Source organism: Enterobacter sp. JS8-1 (assembly GCF_049187015.1).
Classification (GTDB): Bacteria; Pseudomonadota; Gammaproteobacteria; order Enterobacterales; family Enterobacteriaceae; genus Enterobacter; species Enterobacter mori.
Map to the genome: position 1 here is coordinate 2,629,144 of NZ_CP185805.1, position 26,886 is coordinate 2,656,029.

At 53.5% G+C, this 26,886-nt stretch carries 27 protein-coding genes and 1 other annotated feature; of the genes, 12 read left to right on the forward strand and 15 right to left on the reverse strand.

The window, feature by feature from the left end; translation table 11 throughout:
• The first annotated feature begins 18 nt into the window (after window positions 1-18).
• Window positions 19-2,007, forward strand: a complete 1,989-nt coding sequence (gene pdeR / locus ACOQH0_RS12510) for a cyclic di-GMP phosphodiesterase (protein ID WP_100166150.1) — start codon at window positions 19-21, stop codon at window positions 2,005-2,007.
• On the opposite strand, the gene ACOQH0_RS12515 is transcribed toward pdeR, so the two are convergent.
• Window positions 2,004-2,873 carry a crotonase/enoyl-CoA hydratase family protein gene (locus tag ACOQH0_RS12515; protein ID WP_421510475.1) on the reverse strand — a complete coding sequence of 290 codons (870 nt, stop codon included), beginning with the start codon at window positions 2,871-2,873 and terminating at the stop codon, window positions 2,004-2,006. The genes pdeR and ACOQH0_RS12515 overlap by 4 nt on opposite strands.
• Window positions 2,874-3,066: 193 nt before the next feature.
• Between ACOQH0_RS12515 and ACOQH0_RS12520 the strand changes: the two genes are divergently transcribed.
• The 3 genes from ACOQH0_RS12520 (at window position 3,067) to osmB (ending at window position 4,527) form a co-directional block, all read left to right on the forward strand.
• Window positions 3,067-3,249 (forward strand): hypothetical protein, encoded by a 183-nt coding sequence (locus ACOQH0_RS12520; protein WP_010431733.1) that lies wholly within the window; start codon window positions 3,067-3,069, stop codon window positions 3,247-3,249.
• 42 nt (window positions 3,250-3,291) lie between these two features.
• A complete protein-coding gene (locus ACOQH0_RS12525; RefSeq protein ID WP_421510476.1) occupies window positions 3,292-4,044 on the forward strand; it encodes a DNA-binding transcriptional regulator YciT in 753 nt (250 codons plus the stop codon).
• A 264-nt stretch (window positions 4,045-4,308) separates the two neighbouring features.
• Window positions 4,309-4,527 (forward strand): osmotically-inducible lipoprotein OsmB, encoded by a 219-nt coding sequence (osmB, locus tag ACOQH0_RS12530; RefSeq protein ID WP_010431738.1) that lies wholly within the window; start codon window positions 4,309-4,311, stop codon window positions 4,525-4,527.
• Between the two features lie 102 nt (window positions 4,528-4,629).
• On the opposite strand, the gene yciH is transcribed toward osmB, so the two are convergent.
• From yciH to pgpB, 5 genes are all read right to left on the reverse strand, one after another.
• On the reverse strand, window positions 4,630-4,956 hold the full coding sequence (gene yciH / locus ACOQH0_RS12535) for a stress response translation initiation inhibitor YciH (RefSeq protein WP_421510478.1): 327 nt from the start codon (window positions 4,954-4,956) through the stop codon (window positions 4,630-4,632).
• The gene (gene pyrF / locus ACOQH0_RS12540) at window positions 4,956-5,693 is read right to left on the reverse strand and encodes an orotidine-5'-phosphate decarboxylase (protein WP_089600668.1); all 738 of its coding nucleotides are present in this window, start codon (window positions 5,691-5,693) and stop codon (window positions 4,956-4,958) included. Before pyrF ends, yciH begins: the two co-directional genes overlap by 1 nt.
• 186 nt (window positions 5,694-5,879) lie before the next feature.
• Window positions 5,880-7,049: a lipopolysaccharide assembly protein LapB gene (gene lapB, locus ACOQH0_RS12545; RefSeq protein ID WP_120158299.1), complete on the reverse strand. Its 1,170-nt coding sequence runs from the start codon at window positions 7,047-7,049 to the stop codon at window positions 5,880-5,882.
• 6 nt (window positions 7,050-7,055) lie between these two features.
• Window positions 7,056-7,364 (reverse strand): LapA family protein, encoded by a 309-nt coding sequence (locus tag ACOQH0_RS12550; protein ID WP_010431755.1) that lies wholly within the window; start codon window positions 7,362-7,364, stop codon window positions 7,056-7,058.
• 148 nt (window positions 7,365-7,512) lie between these two features.
• The gene (gene pgpB / locus ACOQH0_RS12555) at window positions 7,513-8,280 is read right to left on the reverse strand and encodes a phosphatidylglycerophosphatase B (RefSeq protein ID WP_029485098.1); all 768 of its coding nucleotides are present in this window, start codon (window positions 8,278-8,280) and stop codon (window positions 7,513-7,515) included.
• A 197-nt stretch (window positions 8,281-8,477) separates the two neighbouring features.
• Between pgpB and ribA the strand changes: the two genes are divergently transcribed.
• On the forward strand, window positions 8,478-9,068 hold the full coding sequence (ribA, locus tag ACOQH0_RS12560) for a GTP cyclohydrolase II (RefSeq protein WP_013096372.1): 591 nt from the start codon (window positions 8,478-8,480) through the stop codon (window positions 9,066-9,068).
• 36 nt (window positions 9,069-9,104) lie between these two features.
• Here ribA and acnA read toward each other — a convergent pair whose 3' ends face one another.
• The 5 genes from acnA to topA form a co-directional block, all read right to left on the reverse strand.
• A complete protein-coding gene (acnA, locus tag ACOQH0_RS12565; RefSeq protein ID WP_089600610.1) occupies window positions 9,105-11,780 on the reverse strand; it encodes an aconitate hydratase AcnA in 2,676 nt (891 codons plus the stop codon).
• A gap of 164 nt (window positions 11,781-11,944) precedes the next feature.
• A complete protein-coding gene (ymiC, locus tag ACOQH0_RS12570; protein WP_042713577.1) occupies window positions 11,945-12,043 on the reverse strand; it encodes a small membrane protein YmiC in 99 nt (32 codons plus the stop codon).
• A gap of 312 nt (window positions 12,044-12,355) precedes the next feature.
• Window positions 12,356-12,496 carry a YmiA family putative membrane protein gene (locus tag ACOQH0_RS12575; RefSeq protein ID WP_213327741.1) on the reverse strand — a complete coding sequence of 47 codons (141 nt, stop codon included), beginning with the start codon at window positions 12,494-12,496 and terminating at the stop codon, window positions 12,356-12,358.
• Window positions 12,497-12,833: 337 nt separating this feature from the next.
• A complete protein-coding gene (cysB, locus tag ACOQH0_RS12580) occupies window positions 12,834-13,808 on the reverse strand; it encodes an HTH-type transcriptional regulator CysB (RefSeq protein ID WP_010431770.1) in 975 nt (324 codons plus the stop codon).
• A gap of 188 nt (window positions 13,809-13,996) precedes the next feature.
• A complete protein-coding gene (topA, locus tag ACOQH0_RS12585; protein WP_126546009.1) occupies window positions 13,997-16,594 on the reverse strand; it encodes a type I DNA topoisomerase in 2,598 nt (865 codons plus the stop codon).
• A gap of 399 nt (window positions 16,595-16,993) precedes the next feature.
• Here topA and ACOQH0_RS12590 point away from each other — a divergent pair, with 399 nt between their 5' ends.
• Window positions 16,994-17,245: a YciN family protein gene (locus ACOQH0_RS12590; RefSeq protein ID WP_010431772.1), complete on the forward strand. Its 252-nt coding sequence runs from the start codon at window positions 16,994-16,996 to the stop codon at window positions 17,243-17,245.
• A gap of 34 nt (window positions 17,246-17,279) precedes the next feature.
• On the opposite strand, the gene sohB is transcribed toward ACOQH0_RS12590, so the two are convergent.
• Complete coding sequence (gene sohB, locus ACOQH0_RS12595) at window positions 17,280-18,326, reverse strand: protease SohB (RefSeq protein WP_421510480.1); 1,047 nt, start codon at window positions 18,324-18,326, stop codon at window positions 17,280-17,282.
• A 252-nt stretch (window positions 18,327-18,578) separates the two neighbouring features.
• Between sohB and ACOQH0_RS12600 the strand changes: the two genes are divergently transcribed.
• Window positions 18,579-19,340 (forward strand): YciK family oxidoreductase, encoded by a 762-nt coding sequence (locus tag ACOQH0_RS12600; protein ID WP_108417790.1) that lies wholly within the window; start codon window positions 18,579-18,581, stop codon window positions 19,338-19,340.
• Window positions 19,337-19,927, forward strand: a complete 591-nt coding sequence (gene cobO, locus ACOQH0_RS12605; RefSeq protein WP_010431775.1) for a cob(I)yrinic acid a,c-diamide adenosyltransferase — start codon at window positions 19,337-19,339, stop codon at window positions 19,925-19,927. The genes ACOQH0_RS12600 and cobO overlap by 4 nt, the downstream gene beginning before the upstream one ends.
• A gap of 35 nt (window positions 19,928-19,962) precedes the next feature.
• On the opposite strand, the gene rluB is transcribed toward cobO, so the two are convergent.
• Complete coding sequence (rluB, locus tag ACOQH0_RS12610; RefSeq protein ID WP_008502809.1) at window positions 19,963-20,838, reverse strand: 23S rRNA pseudouridine(2605) synthase RluB; 876 nt, start codon at window positions 20,836-20,838, stop codon at window positions 19,963-19,965.
• Between the two features lie 429 nt (window positions 20,839-21,267).
• Between rluB and ACOQH0_RS12615 the strand changes: the two genes are divergently transcribed.
• A complete protein-coding gene (locus ACOQH0_RS12615) occupies window positions 21,268-21,912 on the forward strand; it encodes a LysE family translocator (RefSeq protein ID WP_421510482.1) in 645 nt (214 codons plus the stop codon).
• 36 nt (window positions 21,913-21,948) lie between these two features.
• On the opposite strand, the gene ACOQH0_RS12620 is transcribed toward ACOQH0_RS12615, so the two are convergent.
• Window positions 21,949-22,569 (reverse strand): L-threonylcarbamoyladenylate synthase, encoded by a 621-nt coding sequence (locus ACOQH0_RS12620; protein ID WP_003856793.1) that lies wholly within the window; start codon window positions 22,567-22,569, stop codon window positions 21,949-21,951.
• Entirely contained in the window at window positions 22,566-23,447 is an 882-nt protein-coding gene (rnm, locus tag ACOQH0_RS12625; RefSeq protein WP_421510483.1) for an RNase RNM, read from the reverse strand. Before rnm ends, ACOQH0_RS12620 begins: the two co-directional genes overlap by 4 nt.
• Before the next feature lie 139 nt (window positions 23,448-23,586).
• Between rnm and trpL the strand changes: the two genes are divergently transcribed.
• The 3 genes from trpL (at window position 23,587) to trpD (ending at window position 26,883) form a co-directional block, all read left to right on the forward strand.
• Window positions 23,587-23,631 (forward strand): trp operon leader peptide, encoded by a 45-nt coding sequence (gene trpL, locus ACOQH0_RS12630; protein ID WP_106993556.1) that lies wholly within the window; start codon window positions 23,587-23,589, stop codon window positions 23,629-23,631.
• Window positions 23,608-23,702 (forward strand) — a sequence feature (Trp leader region). (Overlaps the previous gene by 24 nt.)
• A 23-nt stretch (window positions 23,703-23,725) precedes the next feature.
• On the forward strand, window positions 23,726-25,288 hold the full coding sequence (locus tag ACOQH0_RS12635; RefSeq protein WP_421510484.1) for an anthranilate synthase component 1: 1,563 nt from the start codon (window positions 23,726-23,728) through the stop codon (window positions 25,286-25,288).
• Window positions 25,288-26,883 (forward strand): bifunctional anthranilate synthase glutamate amidotransferase component TrpG/anthranilate phosphoribosyltransferase TrpD, encoded by a 1,596-nt coding sequence (gene trpD, locus ACOQH0_RS12640; RefSeq protein WP_089600596.1) that lies wholly within the window; start codon window positions 25,288-25,290, stop codon window positions 26,881-26,883. Before ACOQH0_RS12635 ends, trpD begins: the two co-directional genes overlap by 1 nt.
• Window positions 26,884-26,886 lie beyond the last annotated feature (3 nt).

Consider the following 26,886-nt stretch of genomic DNA (forward strand, 5'->3'; position numbering starts at 1 on the left):
GCTGCGGGAGAAAACAGAATGGACGATTTGGAGCAGAATTTGCTGTTTCGTTACATGGGAACCCACAGCCCCTGGTGGCGACTGACCGCTGACAGCAATGCTCTGCATCTCTCCACCAGTGAAAATGCCGATGTGACGCAAGTGATCGCGCTGAATGATGAACAGGCCGCGCTCATCCGCCAGTTAACCGTCATCACCTCCAGTATCTCGATGACCCTCTCTTTGTACGGTGAAGATGTTCCTGTCCATCTGGTCGGGCGCAAAATTACCCGAAACGAGTGGGCCGGTACAGCCTCTGCCTGGCACGATACCCCTTCCGTTGCGCGCGATCTGGCGCAGGGTCTCTCTTTTGCCGAACAGGTTGTCTCAGAAGCCAATTCAGTTATCGTTATCCTGGACCAGAACGGGAATATCCAGCGCTTTAACCGCCTGAGTGAAGAGTACACCGGGCTGAAAGAACACGAGGTGATCGGGCAAAACGTCTTCAAACTGTTTATGACCCGCAGCGAAGCCGCTGCCTCAAGACGTAATATTGCCGGTTTTTTTCGTAACGGCAGTTCCTATGAAGTTGAACGCTGGGTCAAGACCCGCAAAGGGCAGCGATTGTTTCTGTTCAGAAACAAATTTGTTCACAGCGGCAGCGGTAAAAATGAAATTTATCTTATCTGTTCCGGTACCGATATCACGGAGGAGCGGCGTGCTCAGGAACGCCTGCGCGTGCTGGCCAATACGGATACCATCACCGGACTGCCAAACCGAAACGCGATCCACGAGCTGATTTCCGATGCCATCGCCACCCGGGGAGACACTCAGGTCGGCGTGGTCTATCTCGACCTGGATAATTTTAAAAAGGTTAACGATGCCTATGGGCACATGTTTGGCGACCAGTTATTGCAGGCCGTCGCCCTTGCCATTCTGAGTTGTCTGGATGAAGGTCAGGTGCTGGCGAGACTCGGCGGTGATGAGTTTATTGTGATGGCAACCGATACCTCGCAAGGCTCACTGGAAGCCATGGCATCGCGTATTTTGAGCCGGTTACGGCAACCCTTCCGCATCGGCTTAATTGAAATTTACACCGGCTGCTCTCTGGGCATCGCCCTTGCCCCGCAGCATGGCAACGACCGCGAGAGCGTCATTCGCAACGCGGATACCGCGATGTATACCGCGAAAGAGAACGGGCGAGGCAAGTTCTGCGTGTTCTCTCCAGAGATGAACCAGCGCGTGTTCGAATATCTTTGGCTGGATACCAACCTGCGCAAAGCGCTGGATAACGACCAGCTCTTGATCCACTATCAGCCGAAAATGACCTGGCGCGGTGAAGTCAGAAGCCTGGAAGCGCTGGTGCGCTGGCAATCGCCAGAGCGCGGACTTATTCCTCCGCTGGAATTTATCTCTTACGCTGAGGAGTCCGGCTTGATTGTGCCGCTCGGTCGCTGGGTTATGCTGGACGTGGTGCGTCAGGTGGCTAAATGGCGCGATAAAGGCATTAACCTGCGGGTGGCGGTCAACGTATCAGCGCGTCAACTGGCAGACCAGACCATATTCAGTGACCTGAAACAGGCGCTGAAGGATCTGAATTTTGAATATTGCCCTATCGATGTTGAACTGACCGAGAGCTGTCTTATCGAAAACGAAGAGCTGGCCCTTTCGGTCATCCAGCAGTTCAGCCAGCTTGGAGCGCAAATTCATCTGGACGATTTCGGTACAGGCTATTCATCCCTGTCACAGCTGGCGCGTTTTCCTATCGATGCCATCAAGCTCGATCAGTCGTTTGTGCGGGATATCCATAAACAATCCATTTCGCAGTCTTTGGTCCGTGCGATTGTGGCCGTTGCTCAGGCACTGAATCTGCAGGTCATTGCGGAAGGCGTGGAGAGTGCAAAAGAAGACGCCTTTCTGACTAAGAACGGCGTCAACGAACGGCAAGGTTTTCTGTTTGCTAAGCCGATGCCCGCTGCCGTTTTCGAGCGATGGCTAAAGCGCTATCAGTCACGAAAGATGCGTTAACTGGCCTGGCGTAACCCCGCCGCCTGATGGCGGTTTTGCAGCATAACCAGACGTTCCATATAAGCGATATCTTTCGGTTCAAGGCAAAACGCGGCATCGACCCAGTCTTCTGTAATATCCATCAGTTCACTGCGTGGCAGCTGCAAAACGCGGGTGCGGGCGCGCAGCATTGCCCTTACGCCGTTCAGTTTCGGCTGCAGCGTGTCGATAAATGTTCGGACGGTGACATAGCTTTGTCCCGGTTCAAACAGCACATCCACCAATCCGTGCTGTTCGTACCACTCAGCCGTATGGGATTCCCCTTTGTAAATGAGCTCCTCTGCCAGCTTCATGCCTGAACGGCGTGCAACGAGCGAATAGCCCCCCATCCCGGGGAAAAGATTAAAGGCGATCTCCGGGAACCCTAACCGGGCATCGCGCTGAGCCAGGAGAAAATGGTGCGCCAGCGCAGCCTCGAAGCCGCCTCCTAAGGCGCTCCCTTCGACCATCGCCAGCGTAATTGCCCCGGTATCAAAACCCCGTGATGCGGCGTGTACGCAATCAACACAGGCACGCGCATATGCACGTAATGCTTCCCGGCGCCCGTTTTGAATACAGTCTACGAAGAACTGCAAGTCCCCACCGGCGTTATACATATCGGCTACCAGCGATCCGGTAACCCAAAAATCGACCGTAAAACCGGACTGGCGAACCAGCCAGGAAAGATTCATGATCTCCTCTATTAATACGTGGTTGAAGCAAGGGCGCGGTTGCGACCGCAACATCATCCAGACAGTGCGACGCTCCGCCTCATAATAGCCCGCCAGCTGAGTGAAACGTTCAGTATCGGTAAACAGTGTGCAGGTTGCTTGATTGATAACGGTCATAGTCTAATTCCTCTTAAAAAAAAGCGCCTTGCGCGCAGTTTTAGACTAATCCACCCATTAACCCCGCTGCATGAGAGGGAATAAAATTATCACTTTCATTTATGTACTTTAGTTATTGCATTTTTTCCCTTCTCTTTTGTTCCCATTTTCTGCATCATTGAAAATATTAACTTTTCGCTCCTGGGGTGAGATTATGTCTGACATTGATGCACTGGCTGTGGCACGACGTATTGATACGGTGCTGGATATCTTGGTAGCGGGTGATTATCACTCTGCGATCCGTAATCTTGAGATCCTGAAATCAGAGTTACTGGCTCACAAAGATTCCGATTCCGCGCCAGAAAGCGCCCAGCCAAAAGCCCCGTGGGAAGTTTGACTCCACCGTTTCCGACCTCGTTTTGCTTTATAAATGGATGCTATGAATTCCCGACAACAAATCATTTTGCAGATGGTCATCGATCAGGGGCGCGTAAGCGTGGTCGATCTCGCTAAAACGACCGGCGTTTCTGAAGTCACAATCCGTCAGGATCTTAACCTTCTGGAAAAACAGAGCTACCTGCGTCGTGCGCATGGTTATGCCGTCCCACTAGACAGTGAAGACGTTGAAACCCGCATGATGAACAATTACGCCCTCAAACGAGAACTGGCAGAATTTGCTGCGTCCTTAGTGAACAATGGTGAAACGGTCTTTATTGAGAATGGCAGCAGTAATGCCCTACTGGCACGCACCCTGGCCGATCAAAAAGACGTAACCATTATTACCGTCAGCAGCTATATTGCGCATCTGCTGAAAGAGACGCGCTGTGAGGTCATTCTGCTGGGCGGTATTTACCAGAAGAAAAGTGAAAGCATGGTGGGTCCACTCACTCGCCAGTATGTCCAGCAGGTTCACTTCAGCAAAGCGTTCATTGGTATTGATGGCTGGCAACCTGACACCGGGTTCACCGGCCGGGATATGATGCGTTCTGACGTGGTTAATGCCGTGCTGGAAAAAGAGTGTGAAGCAATTGTCCTTACCGACAGTTCTAAATTCGGTTCCGTACATCCCTATACGATGGGTCCGGTAAATCGATTTAGCCGCGTGATCACCGATGAACGACTGAGTGATGAACATCGCCAGCAGCTTGAGCATGACGGTCTGACCGTCGATATTGTGAGAAAATCTGTCTGACTCTCCTCTGCGCCTGAATAACGGGCGCAAATCTCTCCCTCTCTCTGAGATGATTCCGAAGCCTGCTTTAAGAGTTTTTACCTGTTTAACCTGGGCTAAAGGGGTAAAATTATTATTAGCGATATAACAGGAAGTGACTATCACTTGCGTGATTACGTAACACCTGCGCGACTAGCTTTCACGGAAAACAGAATTTAAGTATGACTATTGTCTATACTTAAAGCGCACTTCTTTCCGTGAATCGATAATTCAGGAGAAAGTATTATGACCTTTACCAGCAAAAAAATCGCTGCCGCTGTTCTGGCAATTACAGTAGCTATGTCCCTGAGCGCCTGCTCTAACTGGTCTAAACGTGACCGTAACACCGCGATTGGTGCGGGTGCCGGTGCTCTTGGTGGTGCGGTATTAACGGATGGTAGTACGCTGGGTACATTAGGTGGTGCTGCTGTCGGCGGTATTATCGGTCACCAGGTGGGCAAATAATCACCATAACGGCTCTCACCGGTCTAATAATATATTCAGTATTTTTCAGGTCTGACTTACACACGTATAAAGAGCCACGGTTAACGCCGTGGCTCTTTTAATTTAGCCGCCCGCCAGTTTAACTTTCATTCCTTTGGCTTCGAGCAGCGTTTTAATTAAATCGCGTTTGTCGCCCTGAATTTCGATCACGCCCTCTTTCACGGCACCGCCGCAGCCGCATTTCTTTTTTAATTCTGCGGCCAGTTTAGCCAGCTCCGCATCATCCAGATCGATCCCGGTAATCAGGCACACCCCCTTACCCTTGCGACCACTGGTCTGACGCTGGATGCGCACGATGCCATCACCTTTAGGACGTTCAGCTTTCTCTTTTGGCTCATCAATACGCCCCGTGCCGGTGGAGTAGACCAGGCGGCTGTTGGAATCGCTCATCAGGCACCCTTTTTCAATGACGCGTTGATCGCTTTTAGCGTCTGCGCCGGATCCGCAGATTGCGTAACGGGACGGCCAATCACCATATAATCCACACCTGCAGCCAACGCTTGCTCTGGCGTCATAATACGGCGCTGATCGCCAACCTCACTGCCCGCGGGACGAATACCCGGCGTGATAAGCTTAAATTGTTGGCCCAGTTCGGATTTGAAGCGCACCGCCTCCTGGGCTGAACAGACTACCCCATCGAGACCGCAGTTTTGCGTCAGACGAGCCAGACGTTCAGCTTGCTCAGCAGGTGACAACGTCACGCCAAGATCGCGCAGGTCAGATTCATCCATGCTGGTCAGCACGGTGACCGCAATCAGGAGCGGTGCATCTTTGCCGAAGGGCACCAGCGCCTCGCGCGCGGCGGTCATCATACGCGCCCCACCCGATGCATGGACGTTGACCATCCACACACCAAGCTCGGCTGCAGCAGCGACGGCATGCGCAGTAGTGTTGGGAATATCATGGAATTTCAGGTCCAGGAAAACGTCAAACCCACGCTGCTGAAGATCGCGGACAATTTGCGGACCAAACAGCGTAAACATCTCTTTGCCAACTTTCAGACGGCAATCTCGGGGATCGATACCATCAACAAAGGCCAGCGCGGTGTCGCGGTTATTATAATCAAGCGCAACAACAACAGGAGAATCAGTAATTACGCGGGAAGCGGAGGAAGTAACAGACGTCATGACCAGCCCTTTTCGTCTATGGGCGCGCAGCGGCGCGGGACAGATAAACGGCCTGCATTCTACCTGCCAGCGGTGGAAATTGACAGAATCGATTTCCTTTCCTGCCTGACCGAAAAATTGCACGGTGCTGACTCAGTGACAAAAACCCAACAGTATGTTGTAACTAAAATGGGGCGTTTTAAAAAATTACTGCCCGTCAAGACCACGAATCGGCTTGATGGTTGACCAGGCACGGCACGAAGGACAGTGCCAGTACAGCGTATAGGCAGTAAAACCGCACTTCTGGCAGCGGTAGCGCGGCTTACTGCGTACCTGCTCGCCGACCATATCGCGCAGCACCATCAGGCTCTCTTTGGCACGCCCTTCTTCTGCGTCGTTCAGGTGGTAATCCATCAGCTTATGGAACACCCGCATGGTCGGATGGCGCTGCAGCTGACGCGTAATATAAACCTGCGCGGTGTCGCTTCCCTCATACTGCTCAACAACGTCTGAGAGCATCAGTTCAGCGGTGGCGCCAGTATTTTCTTCCACGCAACGACGCAGGAATGCTACCCACTCATCCTGCTTGTCGAGCTGTTGATAGCAGGTTTGCAGCATTTCCAGCGTTTCACTGACCAACTCTTTATCCTGGTCGATAACCCGCAACAGGCTTTCAACGGCTTTGGCGTAGTCGCCATTCGCCATAAAGACGCGCCCCATCATGATGGAGATTCGTGCGCTGTTGCGATCCGCAGCGGCGCCTTTCTTCAGCAGTGCCATGGCTTTATCCATGTCGTCGTTGCCCATCTGCTGAAGCGCCAGTTCGCAATAGAAGTGAGCAATTTCTACGCGTTGCTTATCTTTGCCAAGCTTCACCAGACGTTCGGCTGTATCTATGGCTTTTTGCCATTCGCTGGTCGCCTGGTAAATCTGCAGTAACTGCTGGAGCGCACTGATACGGAAGTCGGTCTCATCAACCAGTTGGGTGAACATATCTTCGGCACGATCGTACAGCCCCGCCGCCATGTAATCACGTCCCAGCTGTTGAACGGCCAGCAAACGTTGATCGTAGGTTAACGACGCGCTTTCCATCAGCGTCTGGTGAATACGAATAGCGCGATCAACCTCACCGCGCGAGCGGAACAGGTTGCCCAGGGTGAGATGCGCTTCTACGGTGCCCGTATCCTCTTTCAACATATCAAGGAACAGATCAACCGCTTTATCCTGTTGATTGCTCAGGAGGAAGTTCACCCCCGCAACATAGTCGCGGGAGAGTCGGTTGGCCTCATCCTGTTTTGTTTGTTGCGCACTTCTGCGGCCCATATACCAGCCATAGGCTGCGGCTACAGGCAAAAGCAGAAACAACAACTCCAGCATATTCGATTATTCCTTGGCTACCGGCACACCAGAACTCTCCGGAATGTCAGTCGCGGGCGCAATTTGATGTTCAAGGCGTTTGATTTTACGTTCAGCGCGCACAAGCGAAACACGAACCTTAAGCCAGAAGAGACCACACACCAGCCAGCCGATGATAAAACCGGCGGCGAAAAGGACCGCGAGCAGGCTCGATACCCGGTACTCGCCCTGTGCAAGCAGATAGTTAAAGGTCACCTGCTGATCGTTTTGCGCACCTAAGGTGACGGAAATAACAAAAATCGCCAACACCAGTAAGAAAATGAGTAAATATTTCACATGACTTCCCGTTATGTGGTTCAAGCGAATAAAGTCTGTTCAACTCACCGCAATCAGCCTTATAAACTATCATTTTAGTGACGGGGGCGAAACGGAAAAAGTTGCGCGCCCGTCATGGATTTATGGGCAAAATACGGAAAATCAACCTTCAGACACCGCTTTGCTCACGCTCGGCGATTTCTTCCTTCTCTTCCGGTGGCGGCGTCAGCGGCCCACAGAATCGTTCGGCAAGCCAGGTGGCTAACGTTACCAGCAGCCAGGAAATCAGCGTCGCCACGACTAAATCACGCGGCCAGTGCATCCCCAGCAGTAACCGGCTCCCCATCACGCCGGTTGCCCAGACTAACAGAATCGCAATAGTGACCGTCCGGCGCCGCGGCCACAATAACCCGACGCCGAGTAACGCCCAGCTTGCGGCAAACATCGTGTGCCCGGAAGGAAATGCGAAACCGGTCTCTTTTTGCCAGTGTTTACGCAAAAATGCCGGAATATCCTCTTGTTCTGCAAGCTGCTCTTTTACCAGCGCACCGCGATCTTTACGTTTTAAAGTGTAGAACTCATCTACCGGCACATGGTGCGTTTTTTCCATCCAGATGACGAAAGGACGCGGCTCCTGTACACGATCCTTAACCCAGGATTTTACGCCCTGCCCCACCAGAATGGCCCCGCCGAGGATAGCAAATAACACCAGCGCGGCGCGCAGACGAAAACGCAGGCACCACAGGAACCAGGCGCAGAGAAGAACATGCGTGATGATCCCCCACGGCTGCGTCACCGTTTCCGTTATCCAGTATAACGTTTTCAGCCACATGGCGTTTTGGCCCGGCTGCCACATCCAGCCGGAGCACCATACAACCAAAGGCATCACAAGTAGTACGGCCGCACCCGCTGCCGTTCGTCTGGCGATAGAAAGCATGTCTTCTCCTTTTATGCTAAGCACCACAATCATAACTGAAATTCATCCATGTGGTGGATATGTCGGATCGTGCGTTTAACGCGCGTATAGCATGGTGGTGATTAGGCGAACTTGAGGAGCTTGTGGCAAAATGAACAGATAGAGAAAGCCAAACAGGCAGACGGCACGAAACGTGTCAGCCGATTCTGGAGAATCACATGCAGCTTAAACGTGTGGCAGAAGCCAAACTGCCAACCCCATGGGGCGATTTCCTGATGGTGGGTTTTGAAGAACTGGCAACCGGGCAGGATCACGTCGCGCTGGTCTATGGCGACATTTCAGGGCAGACGCCGGTGCTTTCCCGCGTACATTCAGAGTGTTTGACCGGCGATGCGCTGTTCAGCTTGCGCTGTGACTGCGGTTTCCAGCTCGAAGCCGCCCTCTCGCACATTGCGGAAGAAGGCCGTGGCGTGCTGCTGTATCACCGTCAGGAGGGGCGTAATATTGGTCTGCTGAATAAAATCCGCGCTTATGCGCTACAGGACCAGGGTTACGACACGGTAGAAGCCAACCACCAGTTGGGCTTTGCCGCTGACGAACGCGATTTCACCCTGTGTGCAGATATGTTCAAGCTGCTGGGCGTGGACGAAGTGCGTCTGTTAACCAATAATCCTAAAAAGGTCGAAATCCTGACCGAGGCGGGGATCAACATCGTCGAACGCGTGCCGCTGATTGTGGGACGTAACCCGAAAAACGCGCACTACCTCGACACCAAAGCCGCGAAGATGGGCCATCTGCTCAGCGAGTAATCCAGAAAGCCCGGCCGTAAAGCCGGGCGTTTTCCATCAATCCAGCATCTTACGAATCACATAGTGCAAAATGCCATCGTTCTGGTAATAGGTCAGCTCTGTTGCCGTATCGATGCGGCAACGGCATTCCAGCACCTCAATCTTCCCATCTGCCCGCGTTAACTTCACCGGAACCGTTTTACCCGGCTGCAGGTTTTGCAGACCGCTAATGTCAATCTGCTCCTCCCCGGTCAGGCCCAGCGTTTTACGGGTGACGCCCTGTGGAAATTCGAGAGGCAGGATCCCCATCCCGATCAGATTCGAGCGGTGAATACGTTCGAACGATTCGGCGATGACCACCCGAACCCCGAGCAGGCGCGGCCCTTTTGCTGCCCAGTCGCGGCTTGAGCCAGAGCCGTACTCCTTCCCGGCAATGACCGCCAGCGGCGTGCCTTCCTGTTGATATTTGACGGCCGCATCATAAATGGAAACGACCTCCGTTCCCGGCAGATGACGCGTCATGCCGCCTTCCACACCCGGCACCATTTCATTACGGATACGAATGTTGGCAAACGTCCCGCGCATCATCACTTCATGGTTGCCCCGGCGAGAACCATAGGAGTTAAAATCACGGCGTTCTACACCCCGGCTTTGCAGATAGCGTCCAGCCGGGCTGTCGGCTTTGATGCTTCCCGCCGGTGAGATATGGTCCGTGGTGACAGAATCCCCCAGCATCGCGAGAATGCGCGCGCCGTGGATATCCTGAAGCGGCGCAGGCTCTGCCAGCATTTCATCGAAGAATGGCGACAGGCGGATATAGGTTGAATCATCCTGCCAGTCATAGGTATCCGAGCCGACGATGTTGATGGCTTTCCATTCCGGCGTGCCTTCAAACACCTCCGCATACTCTTTGCGGAACATTTCGGTCGACACTTTTTCTACCGCACGGGCAATTTCTCGCGACGACGGCCAGATATCTTTCAGATAGACCGGCTCGTTTCTGCGATCGTGACCAATCGGATCGGTAACCAGGTTGATGTTCATATTCCCGGCCAGCGCGTAAGCCACGACCAGCGGCGGTGATGCCAGCCAGTTGGTTTTGACCAGCGGATGAATACGACCTTCAAAGTTTCGGTTGCCCGAAAGCACTGCGCCAACGGTCAAATCGCCCTGCTTGATCGCCACTTCAATCGGTTCCGGTAGCGGACCGGAGTTACCGATACAGGTGGTACAGCCATAGCCAACCAGGTTAAAACCCAGTTCATCCAGATACGGGGTCAACCTGGCCTGCGCAAGATAATCGGAAACCACTTTGGAGCCCGGCGCGAGAGAGGCTTTCACCCATGGCTGAGGCTTGAGGCCCAGCTCCACCGCTTTTTTCGCCAGCAGCCCGGCGGCCATCAGTACGCTTGGGTTGGAGGTATTGGTGCAGGATGTAATTGCGGCGATGACCACAGCACCATCAGGGAGCTGATACTGATGCCCGTTCATGACATAGTCGACCGGACGGTGATCCTTTTGTGCCGTATTCACTTCCAGCTCATTGCTGGCCGCAAACGCCTTTGGCACATCGTTCAGGGCAACGCGATCCTGAGGCCGTTTTGGCCCCGCCAGACTCGCTTCAACCGCGCCCATATCCAGCGCCAGCGTGCTGGTAAAGACCGGTTCATCCCCGGGATTGCGCCACATGCCCTGCGCTTTGGTGTAGGCCTCGACCAACGCCACCTGTTCTTCGCTGCGACCACTCAGACGCATATATTCCAGCGTGACATTATCGATTGGGAAAAAGCCGCAGGTTGCGCCATATTCCGGCGCCATATTGGCGATAGTGGCGCGATCCGCCAGCGGCAGTGAATCAAGTCCGTCGCCGTAGAATTCAACAAACTTGCCAACCACGCCATGCTTACGCAGCATCTGGGTAACCGTCAGCACCAGGTCCGTGGCGGTAATCCCTTCTGAGAGCTTACCTGTTAGTTTGAAACCGACGACATCAGGAATGAGCATGGAGACAGGTTGCCCAAGCATCGCCGCTTCCGCTTCGATGCCGCCGACACCCCAGCCCAAAACGCCCAGGCCGTTGATCATGGTGGTATGGGAATCCGTACCAACCAGCGTATCCGGGTAAGCGACCCATTCCTTATCCTGTAATTCGCTCCAGACGGCTTTGCCAAGATATTCGAGGTTCACCTGGTGACAGATGCCGGTGCCCGGTGGAACAACGCTGAAGCGGCTGAAAGCCTGCTGTCCCCACTTCAGGAAAACATAGCGTTCATGATTACGCTCCATCTCCAGACGCACGTTCTCACCAAACGCATCATCATCGCCAAAATGGTCAACGGTCACCGAGTGGTCAATAACCAGATCGACGGGGGAAAGTGGATTCACTTTTGCCGTATCGCCACCCAGACGTTTTACCGCTTCACGCATGGCGGCTAAATCAACGACGGCAGGTACGCCGGTGAAATCCTGCATCAGGACCCTTGCCGGGCGATAGGCTATTTCTCTGTCAGCATGGGCATCCTTGAGCCATCCTGCCAGAGCGTGAATGTCCTCGGCGGTGACAGACTCTTCATCCTGCCAGCGCAGGAGGTTTTCCAGTAAAACTTTCAACGACTTGGGTAACCGCGAAATGTCTCCAAGCGTGTTGGCTGCCAGCGGCAAGCTATAGTAATGCCAGGTTTTATTTTCTGCCTGCAACGTATCCTTACTGGCTTCGCGTAGGGTTAACGACATAAGCTCCTCCTTAATCACAGGGAAACCCTGACAATCATCAGGGCCGTAATTAAAGATAACACAAAGATGTCGTAACGTTTTGATAACAACCCAAATTGATAAATCCAGGAAGGTTCTGGTGAAGCATAAAAACAAAAAACCCCGCCGCAGCGAGGTTTTAGCATTTAGTGGATAGCCAGCCAGATAAGCTGACACCAGAAGAGAATCGACACGGAAAAAACGCCGATCCATGACCAGTATTTGAGAGTTGTCATGTTATTCATCATAGGGACACCAGGCTTTAATTATTAAAGATTCCGAGGTCAGCCCTCAGGTCTATATTGCTGATGTGTATTTATTAAAGAGTACAAAAGCACAGAGTCTTTATTCAGACTATTTGCATCATTACGCAAAAAAACTAAATTATTGTTTTTTGGGTTCGTCTTCCGCGAACACATCAATAAATGCTTGCTGCTGTGCTGTCAGTTTCCAGGACGCTGGTACTGTAGTCGCAGGTGCTTTGCGAGCTTTGTGCCCGTTGTCACGGTGTTGACACACTGGTTTTAGCGTTTCTGAACGTACCGTCACTGCCATATTCAACCCCAATATTTCCAGGCCAGGAGAGCAACCACCACCCAAAACAGGGTAGAGACGAGAAAGACCGCCAGCCAGGCTTTACGCTTGAGCGCAGGATCCCTTTGCGGTTCTTCACTTCCTGAAGGCATTGCTAACCTCATACAATCGACATCGCTTATCATTTTAGGACCAAACAATTGGTACAATTAATCATCTGATGAGATAAATCCTAAAGAAACTTTAGCCGAAAAGCCAGTGAATTTACGTATCTCTTCCCGCGAATATTCAATCTTTTGACCAGAAATAAATAATTGAAAAGAAATATTTGCGTAGGCGTAAAATACTTTCTACTTTTGTCGCCAATTCGCGACATTAAAACCACACAGTCTTAATGGATACTGACATTATATGGCACTAAAGTGCAGATGATGATAATTCTGATTTAGGTTTGAGAGGTTATTTCGGTATCTCTCCGCAGGGGAAAGATACCGGGAGTGATTATTTGGCAGGAAGTTTGATGTCTTTAAACATCTCTTCGATATCTTCGTTTGAGCGCAATGCAACGGCGGTATCAACCACGTCGCGTGTTAAATGCGGGGCGAAGCGTTGAATAAAATCATACATGTAGCTGCGCAGGAAAGTACTGCGGCGGAAGCCAATCTTGGTCGTGCTGTGGCTGAAAACATCATGCGCATCAAGGCGTACCAGATCCGGGTCGGAAACCGGGTCAACCGCCATACTGGCAATCACCCCTACCCCCAGTCCCAGACGTACATAGGTTTTAATCACATCGGCGTCGGTTGCGGTAAAGACGATACGCGGCGTTAAGCCCGCGCGGTTGAATGCCGTATCAAGCTCAGAACGCCCGGTAAAGCCGAACGTGTATGTCACGAGCGGATATTGCGCCAGCTCTTCAATCGTCACAGAACCTTTACCCGCCAGCGGGTGGTCTGGCGTCACGACAATGGAGCGGTTCCAGTGGTAGCACGGCAACATCACCAGATCGTCATAAAGATGAAGAGCTTCCGTCGCGATGGCAAAGTCCGCATTGCCCTTGGAGACCGCTTCAGCAATTTGCGTCGGAGAGCCCTGGTGCATATGCAAAGAGACGCGGGGATAACGCTCGATAAAGCCTTTAATGACGCCTGGCAGCGCATAACGCGCCTGCGTGTGGGTGGTTGCGATGTAGAGCGAGCCTTTGTCTGGCCAGGTATGCTCCCCCGCCACAGATTTAATCGCATCGACTTTGGAAAGCACTTCCCGCGCAATCCGAATAATTTCCTGCCCGGCTGGCGTCACCTGTGTGAGGTGCTTACCGCTACGGGCGAAAATCTGGATGCCTAACTCATCCTCCAGCATGCGAACCTGTTTGCTGATGCCTGGCTGCGAGGTATAAAGCCCCTCAGCGGTAGAAGAGACATTAAGGTTGTGATTCACCACCTCAACAATATAACGAAGCTGCTGTAATTTCATGCCAGACCATCCGATTTAGCGCACGCGGGTCAATCGCTTAAGACGATTTGATAATAAGAAAAGGGTTAACTATAACCACTATATCATTTATAGCCTGACTGTATAGTACGTAACAAAAAATAATAACAACGTAATAAAAAAGGGCCGGAAGTCCGGCCCTTTAACAGGTAAGTTACGGTAAGTGAAGATTATTTCTTACCTTCAACCCACTTGCCGTCAACAAAGAACGCCGACCAGCCGGTCGCTTTACCCTCTTTCTCCGCAGCCACATACTGCTGCTTCGTTTTACGGCTAAAACGCACAACGGTCTTGTTGCCTTCTGGATCCTGCTGTGGCGCGTCGGCCAGATAGCGCAGTTTTTCCGGCAGGCGATCGCGGAAGCGATACAGCTCTTCCACCAGCGGCGCACGCGTTTCACGTGATTTCGGGAAGGTGTTGGCCGCCAGGAACACACCAGCAGCACCGTCACGCAGCACAAAGTAAGCATCTGACTTCTCACACGGCAGCTCCGGTAGCGGAACCGGATCTTCCTTCGGAGGAGCCACTTCACCGTTACGCAGAATTTTACGCGTGTTTTTACAGTCGTCGTTGGTGCACGCCATGTACTTACCGAAGCGCCCCATTTTCAGGTGCATTTCAGAACCGCACTTCTCGCACTCAACGATCGGGCCGTCATAGCCCTTAATGCGGAACTCACCTTCTTCGATCTCATATCCGTCGCAGGTCGGGTTATTACCGCAGACGTGCAGTTTACGTTTAGGATCGATCAGGTAGCTGTCCATCGCCGTGCCGCATTTCTGACAGCGACGCTTGGCGCGCAGGGCGTTGGTTTCTGCATCGTCACCTTCCAGCACGTTGAGCACTTCGTTCTCAGGTACCAGGTTGATAGTGGTTTTGCAGCGCTCTTTCGGTGATAGCGCGTAACCGGAGCAGCCCAGGAACACGCCCGTGGTTGCGGTACGGATACCCATCTTGCGGCCACAGGTTGGACAGTCAATGCTGGTCAGGACCATCTGGTTAGGCAGCATGCCGCCCTCTTCAGGGTCTTTCTCGGCTTTCTCAAGCTGGTCGGTAAAGTCGCTGAAGAAGCTGTCGAGAACCTTCTTCCACTCCGCCTTGTGGCTGGCAACCTCATCGAGGCTGTCTTCCATCTGCGCGGTGAAGTCGTAGTTCATCAACTCGCGGAAGTTGGCTTCCAGACGGTCGGTGACAATCTCACCCATTTTTTCAGCGTAGAAGCGACGGTTTTCAACGCGGACGTAGCCACGATCCTGAATGGTCGAAATGATCGACGCATAGGTCGACGGACGACCGATCCCGCGTTTTTCCAGTTCTTTAACCAGCGAGGCCTCACTGAAACGTGCAGGCGGCTTGGTGAAGTGCTGTGCCGGAACCAGATCGACAAGCGACAACTCGTCACCTTTATTAACCGCAGGCAGCGTTCTGTCTTCATCGCCTTTACGCAGCGCAGGCATCACTTTGGTCCAGCCATCGAAGCGCAGAATACGACCGCGCGCCTTCAGGCGGAAATCACCCGCGCCGACGGTCAGCGTTGTGGAGTCGTATTTCGCAGGCGTCATCTGACAGGCGACAAACTGGCGCCAGATCAGCTGATACAGCTTCTGCGCATCCGCTTCCATATCTTTTAACGATTCCGCAAGGACGGAGACGTCAGAAGGACGAATTGCTTCGTGCGCTTCCTGGGAATTCTCTTTGCTGGCGTACTGATTCGCACTTTCCGGCAGGTATTTTTTGCCGAAATTGTCGCTGATATAGCCGCGAACCATATTAACAGCGTCCTGGCTCAGGTTGGTGGAGTCAGTACGCATGTAAGTGATGTAACCCGCTTCATACAAGCGCTGCGCCATCATCATGGTTTTCTTCACGCCGTAACCCAGACGCGTGCTCGCCGCCTGCTGCAGCGTTGAGGTGATAAACGGCGCACCAGGCTTGCTGCTGGTCGGTTTATCTTCGCGATCCAGCACCTGATAACGTGCTTTTTCCAGCAGCGCCACCGCAGCCATAGTCTGGTCACGGTTTTCAGGACGGAAAGGTTTGTCGTTGTGATGACTGACCTGCAGCGGCAGAGCGTCACCGCCCGGCGTGGTCACATTGGCGTCAACTTCCCAGAACTCTTCCGGCACGAAGGCTTTAATTTCGCGTTCGCGCTCGACGACAAGACGTACGGCTACGGACTGCACACGACCGGCGGACAGACCACGCGCAACTTTTTTCCACAGCAGTGGCGAAACCATGTAGCCCACGACACGGTCCATAAAGCGACGTGCCTGCTGCGCGTTTACACGGTCAATGTTCAGTTCGCCCGGCTTCTCAAACGCCTGACGAATCGCATTCTTAGTAATTTCGTTAAACACTACACGGCTGTAGCGTTTGTCGTCACCCCCGATCACTTCCCGCAGGTGCCAGGCAATGGCTTCCCCTTCGCGGTCAAGGTCGGTTGCGAGATAGATGTGGTCTGCTTTTTCAGCAAGCTGCTTCAGCTCGTTAACGACTTTTTCTTTACCTGGCAGCACTTCATATTGTGCATCCCAGTTATGCCATGGGTTAACACCCATGCGGTTGACAAGCGCGCTACGTTCATCCTTTTTAGGCTTTTTAGCCCCTTTGGTGGAGGTAGAGTCTGCGCTCTTTTTGCTGGCTGAGCCACTGGTCGGCAAATCGCGGATATGACCGACGCTGGACTTAACCACGTAGTCATTACCCAGATACTTATTGATCGTTTTGGCTTTTGCCGGGGACTCAACGATGACGAGAGCTTTACCCATATTCACCTTTACCTAATTTAATTCTTCCAGGAATACGCCGCACGTTGATTTCCCTTCCGCTGACGACGAGCCATTGATATTGCGACTGCGCCAGGGGATATCAACCCCTTTGTCTTACCGGACGTCAGAAAGATAACATCCAGGTCATTGACTTATCGGGTATTTTTCTCGCACTCAATATAATTCGTGACGAATTCCCGGTCGAATGTCAAGCAATTCTGTTGCCAGAATGACGAAAGCGCACACTGTACCTGATAAAATTCGTTACGCAACTTTATTAGCATGCAAAAGCAAATCATGCCAGCCAGACCCCTTCGCCTTACCCTCTCAGATTACAGGGAAAATTTGCCCCCAGCGCGCCCCGGGCGTAAACTACTGTCATTGTTTAAGGAGTGGATTATGCACAGTACGACCCAACCTATTGACCGAGCGTCTCTGCTTATTGAAGCAAATAAACTCATTCGCGATCATGAAGACACCCTGGCGGGCATTGAGGCCACTGGCGTGGAACAGCGTAACGGCGTGCTTGTTTTCAGCGGTGAATATTTCCTTGATGAACAGGGTTTACCCACCCCGAAAAGCACCGCGGTATTCAACATGTTTAAATACCTGGCGCATACGCTCTCAGAGAAATATCACCTGATCGATTAATGCAAAACGCGAGGCAACTGCCTCGCGTTTTTGTTTACAGCAGCGGTTTTTGACCGCGCTGTAGCCAGCGTAGCAGCAAGCGATCTGCACTTTCTGCGGCACTATTGGTAAAGCGGTCCAGCAGACGCTTACGCTGGGTGAAGCGCACGCCAACCAGTTCGCGCCCTTCCATCAGGTTCAGGAGCAGATCGTCACTGGTCCCCACCTCGTCCACCAGCCCTTTCTCCTGGGCCTGCGTGCCGTACCAGTGTTCACCGGTTGCGACCTGCTCAATATCAAGCGAGGGGCGCATACGGTGCACAAAATCTTTAAACAAGTGGTGGGTTTCGTTCAGGTCTTCGCGGAATTTTTGACGCCCTTCTTCCGTGTTCTCTCCCAGCAGCGTCAGGGTGCGTTTATACTGCCCCGCGGTGTGAAGTTCGATATCAATCTCTTTATTTTTCAGGAATCGGTTAAAGTTCGGGATCTGTGCGACCACGCCAATTGAGCCAATGATAGAGAACGGCGCCGCGACAATTTTGTCCGCCACGCAGGCCATCATATATCCCCCGCTTGCGGCCACTTTGTCCACGGCTACGGTCAGCGGGACCTGTTTTTCACGCAGGCGCTGCAGCTGCGAAGCCGCCAGTCCGTAACCGTGGACCACCCCGCCAGGACTCTCAAGACGGACCACCACCTGATCCTGAGGTTTCGCTACCGCTAATACCGCCGTCACTTCTTCCCGCAGGGAGGAGACTTCATGCGCATCCATGCTGCCTTTAAAATCGAGCACATAGACGCGAGGTTTTGCCTCATCCTGCGGCGCGGCAAGCTTCGCTTTTGCCTTAGCCGCTTTGGCTTCCTGTTTATGCTTTTTCTTCTGCGCTTTAAGCCAGAGTTTCTGTTGATGGCTATCAAGCAGCGCCAGAGACATCTCTTCCTGCATTTCTTTATACTGCTCGCTCAGGCGGGTGATGCGTAACTCCCCACGCTGACGCTTGCGCTGCGTCAGGTTGACGATCAGAACGGCAACCACCGCAATGGCAATCACCACCGTCGCGATTTTGGCCAAAAACAACCCATATTGAGAAAGTAATTCCACGCGTTCCACCTTGATTTAACCACGAATCTTTCACGGCAGTGTACAACAGCCCTGCCCATGCGTCTCGCTCGTGACATTACCTCTGCGAGCCGCCTTCAGGAATCCCCGGTCTGGAGTTTAAATATTTGCAAATTGTTAATTTTACAGTAATGCGTCCTGTAGACTGATTGAATTATTAGGCTAATTCGGGCATAAAGCCGAAAAGTCATAAAAGTAGGCGCCATCAAGCTCCAGTGCGCCAGAGGAGTCACCGTGCATTATCAACCGCAAAAAAATCTGCTCCAGAACCGGATCATACTTGTCACAGGTGCCAGCGACGGCATTGGTCGTGAAGCCGCCCTGACGTACGCTGAATATGGTGCCAGCGTCATCCTGACGGGTCGTAATGAAGAAAAACTCAGGAGAGTCGCTCAGGAGATTGAATCTGCTGGCGGCATCGCTGCTTCCTGGTACACCCTCGATTTACTTACCTGCACGCCCGCTAGCTGTCAGGAACTTGCCCAGCGTATCAGCACTCATTATCCCCGTCTGGACGGCGTGTTGCACAACGCAGGCTTATTGGGCGAAGTACGCCCGATGGATGAACAAGATCCTGAGATTTGGCAGCAGGTAATGCAGGTAAACATTAATGGAACCTTTTTCCTCACCCAGGCGTTGCTTCCTTTATTGCTCAATTCTGAGTCTGGTTCGTTGGTCTTCACCTCTTCCAGCGTAGGCCGTGAGGGACGCGCCAACTGGGGGGCTTATGCCGTCTCGAAATTTGCGACCGAAGGCATGATGCAGGTGCTGGCGGAGGAGTATCAAAACCGTCATCTGCGCGTAAACTGCATTAACCCTGGCGGAACGCGGACAAAAATGCGCGCCAGCGCTTTCCCGACGGAAGATCCGCAAAAGCTGAAAACGCCGGCAGACATTATGCCGCTCTATCTCTGGCTGATGGGTGATGACAGTCGCCGTAAAACCGGGATGACTTTTGATGCCCAACCCAACCGCAAACCGGGGATTTCGCAATGAGTGATGAACGCCATCAGCAGCGCCAGCAGCGTCTGAAAGAACAGGTTGATGCACGCGTTGCCGCAGCCCAGGACGAGCGTGGGATCCTCATCGTATTTACCGGCAACGGTAAAGGGAAAACCACCGCCGCGTTTGGCACGGCGACGCGCGCCGTCGGACACGGGCAGAAAGTGGGCGTGATCCAGTTTATCAAAGGCGAATGGCCCAATGGCGAGCGCAATTTACTTGAGACTCACGGCGTTGAATTTCAGGTGATGGCCACCGGATTTACCTGGGACACGCAGAACCGGGAAACCGATACAGCCGCATGCCTCGCCGTCTGGGAGCATGCAACGCGAATGCTGGCCGATCCCTCGCTGAATATGGTTCTGCTGGATGAGATAACCTACATGGTCGCCTACGACTATCTGCCGCTGAACGCCCTGCTGGATGCACTGAAGAACCGCCCTGCGCACCAGACGGTTATTATCACGGGACGCGGGTGTCATCGGGATATTATTGAGCTGGCAGATACCGTCAGCGAGCTGCGTCCGGTCAAGCATGCGTTTGATGCAGGTATCAAAGCGCAAATTGGGATTGATTACTAAAGAAAAAAGCCCGGTGCGTTCACCGGGCTTTTAGATTAACCGTTGTTATTACGGCTGCCAGAGCGGCGGTTGCTGCTCACCTGGCTGTGACGCTTCACCGCGCGACGGATCTGATTCGCCTTCATGCGACGACGATCTTTTTCAACCGCCACTTTAGAGGTGGTTTCCGGGGTCAGGCCGACCAGCTCGCGCAGGTAGTTGGTTTGAGTCAGATCGAGTTCGGTATAACCACCGCGTGGCAGTCCTTTAGGCAGCAGAATGTCACCGTAACGGACACGGATCAGACGGCTCACCTGGACGCCTACCGCTTCCCAGAGACGACGCACCTCGCGGTTACGGCCTTCGGTCAGGGTCACGTTGTACCACTGGTTAATGCCTTCCCCACCGGTAAATTTGATGGTTTTGAACGCCGCGGGGCCGTCTTCCAGTTGAACGCCACGCGACAGGTCGCGCAGTTTATTTTCGTCAACCTGGCCGAAGACGCGCACCGCGTATTCACGTTCCACTTCGCGGCTTGGGTGCATCAGACGGTTTGCCAGTTCACCATCGGTGGTAAACAGCAGCAGGCCGCAGGTGTTCACGTCCAGACGGCCTACGGCGATCCAGCGAGCGCCACGCAGCTTAGGCAGACGGTCGAACACCGTCGGGCGACCTTCCGGGTCGTTGCGGGTACACAGCTCGCCTTCCGGCTTGTAGTAAGCCAGCACGCGGCAGATCTGTTCGGCGGACTCTTTCACGGAGATAAGATGACCGTCGATGCGGATCTTCAGCCCCGGGACGATTTCTACGCGGTCACCCAGCGTGGCGATTTTACCGTCCACACTCACGCGACCCGCTTCAATAATGGCTTCGATTTCACGGCGCGAACCGTGGCCAGCACGCGCCAGCACTTTCTGTAACTTCTCGCTCATTGAGCTTCCTCAGGTGTCGCCTTCACAGGCGTCTGGTGTACTTTCAAAAACAACGAGTTAGCGTAAAAACAACTTAACTCACTGATATATCACCATTTCATGGTGCACAGCATGGCAAACAATATGCCATACAGAATGATTCGTGGGCGCACATACTACACTAACTTTAGACTAAAAGATTCAACAAGTTTTATGCGTCTGAGTCCCGGCATTGATAGCTAAAACACGCTAACCCGTCGAAACCACGTCGTGCTGAAACAAACCAGTCTTTTTCGCCAGATGTAAATGGAATTCTCCGCGAGGCAATCACAAATGAAACGCGTGCTTATAATGATGCTGGCACACTCCTGCCAGCATAAAAAGCACTATTTAATGCATAACAATTCAATGTTAGCATAGGTGTTAAATGTAGAGTTTTCGGAGATGACTATGCTGGACATAACAAACTTTGGGCTTTTTGCCCTGTCTGTTTTTCTTCTTTCCATCACCCCAGGGCCTGACATGGCCTACGTGATAGGTCAAAGTGTGGCTAACGGAAGACGAGCGGGGATCATCTCTGCTGCAGGCGTGGCTTTAGGTAGCTGTACCCATGCTGTTGCAAGCGCAGTGGGATTAACTGCATTGATTACAGCTTCTCCACTGATGTTCACCTTCATTAAGTATCTTGGTGCGGCTTATCTGATATATCTCGGCAGTAAAATGGTTTTGGGAACATTTGCAAAACAAACCGTCAATCACCATGAAGCTGAACCCGTGAAGACAAAATCTACTCTTACGAATCTGCTTTCTAAAGGCTTTATTACAACCTTGACCAATCCGAAGGTGCTCTTATTCTTCATCTCCTTCTTCCCCCAGTTTGTTTCACCAGGGGGTGAACATCACACCACTTCTTTCCTGGTTCTGGGTATGGTCTACGCGCTGATAGCATTTTTGACAGATATGGGTTTTGCTGTTCTTGCAGGTAGCGCCGCCGGTGCAGTATCTCAGAATAGAAGATTGCAGAAAATGCTGGATCGCATTGTTGGCGTAACATTTATAGGGTTAGGTCTACGCCTGGCATTGACTCGCCGTTGAGAATAAGGGGGCGTTGTGCCCCCTTATTCCTTGGGTTTACAAGAAAGGCTTAACATCACCCACGCCTTCACGAATCACTTCCGGCGCATCTTCGGTTAAGTCGACCACGGTGGTCGGCTGCTGGCCAAGATAGCCACCGTGAATAATCAGCTCAACCACCTTCTCCAGACGATCTTTGATCTCTTCCGGGTCGGACTCGGTAAACTCACTTCCCGGCAGCATCAGCGAGGTGGAGAGCATCGGTTCGCCGAGGGTTTCCAGCAGCGCCTGCGCAATCGGATTCGATGGCACGCGCATGCCGATGGTTTTGCGTTTTTCCTGCAGCAGACGACGCGGTACTTCCTTCGTGCCCTTCAGAATGAAGGTATAGTTACCCGGCGTGTTGTTCTTAATCAGGCGAAATGCCACGTTATCAACATACGCGTAGGTCGACAGCTCAGAGAGATCGCGGCACATGAGGGTAAAATTATGACCGTCCGGCAACTGGCGAATACGACAAATACGCTCCATCGCCCCTTTATCTTCAATTTTGCAGCCCAGCGCGTAGCCCGAATCGGTCGGGTAGACAATGACGCCGCCTTTGCGGACGATCTCCACGGCCTGGTTAATCAGACGTGGCTGCGGATTATCAGGATGGATATAGAAAAACTGACTCATACTTCCCTCTCTTCAATTTGCTGCGGCTGTTCCCAGAGCTGCCAGACCGGATCAACGCCAGCAGGCAACCAGAGCTTGCGCCCCAGCTCGATCCACGCGCAGGGCTGATGGAAATCAGAACCCTGTGACCCAAGCAGGCTGAACTGACGAGCATAGGTGGCAAGCTGTGCACGCTCATTGGGTGCCTGCTGACACTGGGCAACTTCCATTGCCTCGCCACCGCATTCGGCAAAGTGTGCCAGCAGTCTTTTCAGCCATTTAGCGGAAAGATTATACCGTCCCGGATGGGCCAGCACGGCCTTACCGCCAGAATGATGAATCACATCAATAGCTTGTTTTATTGTACACCACTGTGGCGGAACGTATCCGGTTTTCCCGCGCGCCAGATACCGTTTAAAGACGTCCGCCATGGTCGTTGCTTTACCTGCCTCAACCAGAAAACGGGCGAAATGACCGCGCGTCACGGCCCCGCCGTTCGCCAGCTTTTGCGCCCCTTCCAGCGCGCCCGGAATATGCGCCTTTTCCAGACGCTCACCGATCATCTCTGCACGCTGGTTGCGGCGTGTTTTTTGTTCTTGCAAAAACGCACACATTGCCGGATGGTCTATATCGATGTTGAGGCCAACAATATGAATTTCATGGTTTTCCCAGACGGTCGAGATCTCAACGCCGGCGATCAGGTTCAGCGCCAGCCCGCTGCGGGCGATCTCAGCGCGCGCCGCCGGAATGGCATCTGTCGTATCGTGATCGGTTATCGCCAGCGTACCGACGCGCATTTCAACGGCGCGATGGACCAGATCTTCGGGTGTCAGCAGGCCGTCAGAGGCCTGAGTATGGCTATGTAAATCATAAATAATGGCGTAGGTGGTATCGCTCAAAGCACTTCCCATAACAGGTTGGAGACATCCGAAAACACCATGATACCGACTTAACGCGAAATTCTGAAATCAAGGGTTGACAACCAGCCATCGAACTAGTTAACTAGTACGCAAGTTCACACGAGAAAGGTATCTGAAAATGACAGCACATTTCACTCTGCACGGTTGGTGGCGCACTTCCTGATCTTCGGGCAGTGTCACACGTCTGCGAAATGCAAACAGATACCCAGCCCGCTACCCAGCGGGCTTTTTTTTGAACAGAAAATGAGAACAAAATAATGCAAACAGCCAAACCACACCTCGAACTGCTGACCTGCGAGGCGGCCTATCGTCACAACCCCACCGCACTGTTTCATCAGGTTTGCGGAGCGCGTCCGGCTACCCTACTGCTGGAATCTGCGGATATCGACAGTAAAGACGATCTCAAGAGCCTGCTGCTGGTCGACAGCGCGCTGCGCATTACCGCTTTAGGTGACACTGTCACTATCAAGGCGTTATCAGAGAATGGTGCATCGCTGCTGCCACTGCTGGACGCCGCACTGCCTTCTGGCATAGAAAACGAGCGCCACCCGGAAATGCGCATTCTGCATTTCCCGGCGGTCAGCCAGCTGCTGGACGAAGACGCGCGGCTCTGCTCTCTTTCCGTTTTCGATGCCTTCCGCCTGCTGCAGAATCTTGTCACCGTGCCGGCAGAGGAACGCGAAGCGATGTTCTTTGGCGGGCTGTTTGCTTACGACCTGGTTGCCGGTTTCGAAGATTTGCCGGAAACGGAACAGGGTAACCGCTGCCCGGATTACTGCTTCTATCTGGCTGAAACCCTGCTGGTGATCGACCATCAGAAAAAGTACACCCGCGTTCAGGCCAGCCTGTTCACGCCATCCAGCGCGGAGAAAGAACGTCTCGAACACCGTATCGCACAACTGGAACAGCAGATGCGCGAAGCTCCACCTGCGCTGCCGGTGCAGCGGGTGGAGAAAATGACGTGCGACGTTAACCAGACCGACGATCAGTACGGCGCCGTGGTTCGCCAGATGCAAAAAGCGATTCGCGCCGGGGAAATTTTCCAGGTGGTGCCTTCACGCCGCTTCTCACTGCCCTGCCCGTCGCCGCTCGCAGCCTACGACGTGCTGAAAAAGAGCAATCCAAGCCCGTACATGTTCTTCATGCAGGACAATGATTTCACGCTGTTCGGCGCATCCCCGGAAAGCTCGCTGAAGTACGACGCCACCAGCCGTCAGATTGAGATCTACCCGATTGCCGGTACTCGTCCACGTGGACGCCGCGCCGACGGCTCGCTGGATCGCGATTTGGACAGCCGTATCGAACTCGAAATGCGGACTGACCATAAAGAGTTGTCAGAGCACCTAATGCTGGTTGACCTTGCGCGTAACGATCTGGCTCGCATTTGTACCCCTGGCAGCCGCTACGTGGCGGATCTGACCAAAGTTGACCGCTATTCGTTCGTGATGCACCTGGTCTCCCGCGTGGTGGGTGAGTTGCGCCACGACCTTGACGTTCTGCACGCCTACCGCGCCTGCATGAACATGGGCACCCTGAGCGGTGCGCCAAAAGTGCGCGCCATGCAGCTGATTGCCGCCGCCGAAGGACGCCGTCGCGGCAGCTACGGCGGCGCGGTGGGCTACTTCACGGCTCACGGTGACCTCGACACCTGCATTGTTATCCGCTCCGCTTATGTTGAAGACGGTATTGCTACCGTCCAGGCGGGTGCCGGGATTGTTCTTGATTCTGTTCCGCAGTCTGAAGCTGACGAAACGCGCAGTAAAGCGCGTGCGGTCCTTCGCGCCATTGCGACTGCACACCACGCACAGGAGATTTTCTGATGGCTGACATTCTGCTGCTCGATAATATCGACTCTTTTACCTATAACCTGGCAGATCAGCTGCGTGCGAATGGTCACAACGTCGTTATCTACCGCAACCACGTACCGGCGCAGACCCTGATTGACCGTCTGGCAACCATGCAAAACCCGGTGCTGATGCTCTCCCCGGGGCCAGGCGCACCGAGCGAAGCGGGCTGTATGCCGGAGCTGCTGACCCGTATGCGCGGCAAGCTGCCGATCGTCGGCATCTGTCTGGGACATCAGGCGATTGTTGAAGCCTACGGCGGCTACGTTGGCCAGGCGGGTGAGATCCTGCACGGCAAAGCCTCCAGTATTGAACATGACGGCCAGGCAATGTTTGCCGGGCTGCCGAATCCGCTCCCGGTTGCGCGCTACCACTCGCTGGTGGGCAGCAATATTCCTGCGGGGCTGACCATTAATGCCTCGTTTGAAGGCATGGTGATGGCGGTACGTCATGATGCGGATCGCGTCTGCGGTATGCAGTTCCACCCGGAATCGATCCTGACCTCCAACGGCGCGCGCCTGCTGGAGCAGACCCTCGACTGGGCATTACAGAAACTGGAGCAGACCAACACCCTGCAGCCGATTCTGGAAAAACTGTATCAGGCGCAGACCCTGAGCCAGCAGGAGAGCCACCAGCTCTTCTCCGCCGTGGTTCGCGGCGAGCTGAAGCCTGAACAACTGGCGGCTGCGCTGGTGAGCATGAAAGTGCGCGGCGAAAGCCCGCAGGAGATCGCCGGTGCCGCCACGGCCCTGCTGGAAAATGCCGCCCCGTTCCCGCGCCCGGACTATCAGTTTGCCGATATCGTTGGGACCGGCGGTGACGGCAGCAACAGCATCAACATCTCTACAGCCAGCGCCTTTGTCGCCGCAGCGTGTGGGCTGAAAGTGGCGAAGCACGGTAATCGCAGCGTCTCCAGCCGGTCAGGCTCTTCCGACCTGCTCGCCGCGTTTGGCATTAACCTGGATATGAAAGCAGAGCGTTCCCGTGAAGCGCTGGATGACCTGGGCGTCTGCTTCCTGTTTGCGCCGAAGTATCACACCGGTTTCCGCCACGCGATGCCAGTGCGACAGCAGCTTAAAACTCGCACGCTGTTTAACGTGCTCGGCCCGCTGATCAACCCGGCCCATCCACCGCTGGCGCTGATTGGCGTTTATAGCCCGGAACTGGTTCTGCCGATTGCTGAGACACTGCGCGTGCTGGGCTACAAACGTGCCGCCGTGGTACACAGCGGCGGTATGGATGAAGTATCGCTGCATGCACCGACGCTGGTTGCCGAACTGAACAACGGTGAAATTATGAGTTACCAGCTTGAGGCTGCTGACTTCGGCTTAGCGCCGTATCGCCAGGAAGCGCTGGCAGGCGGTACGCCGGAAGAAAACCGTGACATTCTCACGCGCTTATTACAAGGTAAAGGAGAGGTTGCCCACGAGGCCGCCGTGGCTGCCAACGTCGCTATGCTGATGCGTTTGCACGGTGAGGAAGACCTGAAGGCCAACGTTCAAAAAGTTCTGGACGTACTGCGCTCCGGTGCAGCTTACGATCGCGTTACCGCACTTGCGGCAAGAGGGTAAAGA

What these genes read in the sequence shown, in the direction of transcription:
- pdeR (WP_100166150.1), top strand. Translation starts at nt 19, where the DNA reads ATGGACGATTTGGAGCAGAATTTGCTGTTTCGTTACATGGGAACCCAC.
- ACOQH0_RS12515 (WP_421510475.1), bottom strand. Translation starts at nt 2,873, where the DNA reads ATGACCGTTATCAATCAAGCAACCTGCACACTGTTTACCGATACTGAA.
- ACOQH0_RS12520 (WP_010431733.1), top strand. Translation starts at nt 3,067, where the DNA reads ATGTCTGACATTGATGCACTGGCTGTGGCACGACGTATTGATACGGTG.
- ACOQH0_RS12525 (WP_421510476.1), top strand. Translation starts at nt 3,292, where the DNA reads ATGAATTCCCGACAACAAATCATTTTGCAGATGGTCATCGATCAGGGG.
- osmB (WP_010431738.1), top strand. Translation starts at nt 4,309, where the DNA reads ATGACCTTTACCAGCAAAAAAATCGCTGCCGCTGTTCTGGCAATTACA.
- yciH (WP_421510478.1), bottom strand. Translation starts at nt 4,956, where the DNA reads ATGAGCGATTCCAACAGCCGCCTGGTCTACTCCACCGGCACGGGGCGT.
- pyrF (WP_089600668.1), bottom strand. Translation starts at nt 5,693, where the DNA reads ATGACGTCTGTTACTTCCTCCGCTTCCCGCGTAATTACTGATTCTCCT.
- lapB (WP_120158299.1), bottom strand. Translation starts at nt 7,049, where the DNA reads ATGCTGGAGTTGTTGTTTCTGCTTTTGCCTGTAGCCGCAGCCTATGGC.
- pgpB (WP_029485098.1), bottom strand. Translation starts at nt 8,280, where the DNA reads ATGCTTTCTATCGCCAGACGAACGGCAGCGGGTGCGGCCGTACTACTT.
- ribA (WP_013096372.1), top strand. Translation starts at nt 8,478, where the DNA reads ATGCAGCTTAAACGTGTGGCAGAAGCCAAACTGCCAACCCCATGGGGC.
- acnA (WP_089600610.1), bottom strand. Translation starts at nt 11,780, where the DNA reads ATGTCGTTAACCCTACGCGAAGCCAGTAAGGATACGTTGCAGGCAGAA.
- ymiC (WP_042713577.1), bottom strand. Translation starts at nt 12,043, where the DNA reads ATGAATAACATGACAACTCTCAAATACTGGTCATGGATCGGCGTTTTT.
- ACOQH0_RS12575 (WP_213327741.1), bottom strand. Translation starts at nt 12,496, where the DNA reads ATGAGGTTAGCAATGCCTTCAGGAAGTGAAGAACCGCAAAGGGATCCT.
- cysB (WP_010431770.1), bottom strand. Translation starts at nt 13,808, where the DNA reads ATGAAATTACAGCAGCTTCGTTATATTGTTGAGGTGGTGAATCACAAC.
- topA (WP_126546009.1), bottom strand. Translation starts at nt 16,594, where the DNA reads ATGGGTAAAGCTCTCGTCATCGTTGAGTCCCCGGCAAAAGCCAAAACG.
- ACOQH0_RS12590 (WP_010431772.1), top strand. Translation starts at nt 16,994, where the DNA reads ATGCACAGTACGACCCAACCTATTGACCGAGCGTCTCTGCTTATTGAA.
- cobO (WP_010431775.1), top strand. Translation starts at nt 19,337, where the DNA reads ATGAGTGATGAACGCCATCAGCAGCGCCAGCAGCGTCTGAAAGAACAG.
- rluB (WP_008502809.1), bottom strand. Translation starts at nt 20,838, where the DNA reads ATGAGCGAGAAGTTACAGAAAGTGCTGGCGCGTGCTGGCCACGGTTCG.
- ACOQH0_RS12615 (WP_421510482.1), top strand. Translation starts at nt 21,268, where the DNA reads ATGCTGGACATAACAAACTTTGGGCTTTTTGCCCTGTCTGTTTTTCTT.
- ACOQH0_RS12620 (WP_003856793.1), bottom strand. Translation starts at nt 22,569, where the DNA reads ATGAGTCAGTTTTTCTATATCCATCCTGATAATCCGCAGCCACGTCTG.
- ACOQH0_RS12635 (WP_421510484.1), top strand. Translation starts at nt 23,726, where the DNA reads ATGCAAACAGCCAAACCACACCTCGAACTGCTGACCTGCGAGGCGGCC.
- trpD (WP_089600596.1), top strand. Translation starts at nt 25,288, where the DNA reads ATGGCTGACATTCTGCTGCTCGATAATATCGACTCTTTTACCTATAAC.